1 protein-coding gene is annotated in these 1448 nt (G+C 41.6%); it reads left to right on the top strand.

All coding sequences use genetic code 11. The annotated features are described in order from the left end of the window. Window positions 1–85: 85 nt before the first annotated feature. On the top strand, window positions 86–1448 hold a 1363-nt coding region (locus Q8M98_07355; GenBank protein ID MDP3114579.1), incomplete at its 3' end, for a transposase.

The following is a 1448-nucleotide window of genomic DNA, read 5'->3' as shown; positions in this document are numbered from 1 at the left end:
TAAATAAATGATGAGAAATTACTTGACAGAATCAGCATCAGTAATACATTGGCATCATATTAGATAAGCATATATGGAGTTACTGATGTTTAGAGAGAATTGGAAAACAGGGCAGATCGACCGGATGGATTTTGACAGAGTATTAAGCGCAAAGAAGTATGCGGAATTACAGGGCTCGGCTTGGCAGATATTACATAAGCACGTTTATGAGCTTGTGAACGAAGGTAGTTTCAGTGTGCTGTATAATGAGCGTATGGGTCGTCCTAATGTGCCGATTAATCAGATAATTACAATTCTCACCATCAAGGAACTATATGATTGGTCTTTCAGTGAGTTGGAAGAGCAACTGAAATGGAATGTGGGTGTGCAATATGCCTGTGGCATCAATCTTGATGAGAATGCCGTCACGATTAGAATCTTATCCAATTTTATCCGTTCGCTAAGTGTCTATCATTCAGAGCATGGTGTAGATTTATTTGCCGAAGAGTTCCATCGTTTAGTGATAGAGCAGATAGGACGTTTCCGGATATCGACCCGGATAGCCAGAGTAGACTCTACTCAGTTAGCCAGCAATGTGTGCGAATATAACCGGTTACAGTTTTTGGTAGAGGCGGTCAAACGGTTGTATCGCATTCTGGATAAGCATGATAAGCAAACGGTCAACGAGCTGTTGTCGGCATATACGGTGGCAGATTCAGACCATTTTGTTATTAACCTGCATGGTAGTGACGTTGCTCAGGAGTTTCAAAAGATAGGGCTCTGCTACTATACTCTGCATCAGATGTTTGCCGGCAAGTACCAAGGCAATGATGTGTGGCAAATGTTTGAGCGGGTGTATTCAGAGCAGTTCAAGGTATCTAATTCAGAAGAAGTTATAAACATTGAAGTCCTGCATAAATTAGCCAGTTCATGCCTTAGAGCAATAGATGATCCCGAGTCAACCTTGAGAAGTAAAAATGGAGAAAACCATCAGGGCTATGTAGGTAATATTTTGGAAACAGCGCATCCCGAAAACGAGATCAATCTCATTACAACTGCCGATATATCCCCCAACAATGTTTCGGATGAGCAAATGCTTGTTGAAGCGTTTGATAATGCCAAGATGGCTCTTCCGGAGCTTGAGGAACTGCATTTTGATGGTGGCTACGGAGGAGATGGTTTAGACAAGAAGCTTACGAAACACAAAGTTAAAGGGATTCAAACGGGAATCAAGGGAGTTAATCCCGAAGTTAGGATGCACGTTCAAAAAGAAGGAGATAGCTATCTTATCAAGTGTCCGTTACAGCACACTATCATCTTTGATAAGACATCATCAGGATATCAAGCTGTATTCTCTAAATTGTTGTGCGGTAATTGCATGCACAAAGAGCGCTGTCCCGCAAAATATCGCAAACGGTTGGATGCTTATGTGTATAACATGCCTGACAAAGATGTGGCTAAAAGGATAA

Source organism: Candidatus Cloacimonadaceae bacterium, from assembly GCA_030693415.1.
GTDB lineage: Bacteria > Cloacimonadota > Cloacimonadia > Cloacimonadales > Cloacimonadaceae > JAUYAR01.
The sequence above is the reverse complement of the archived record's forward strand: the minus strand, read 5'-3'. Positions and strand labels throughout refer to the sequence as shown.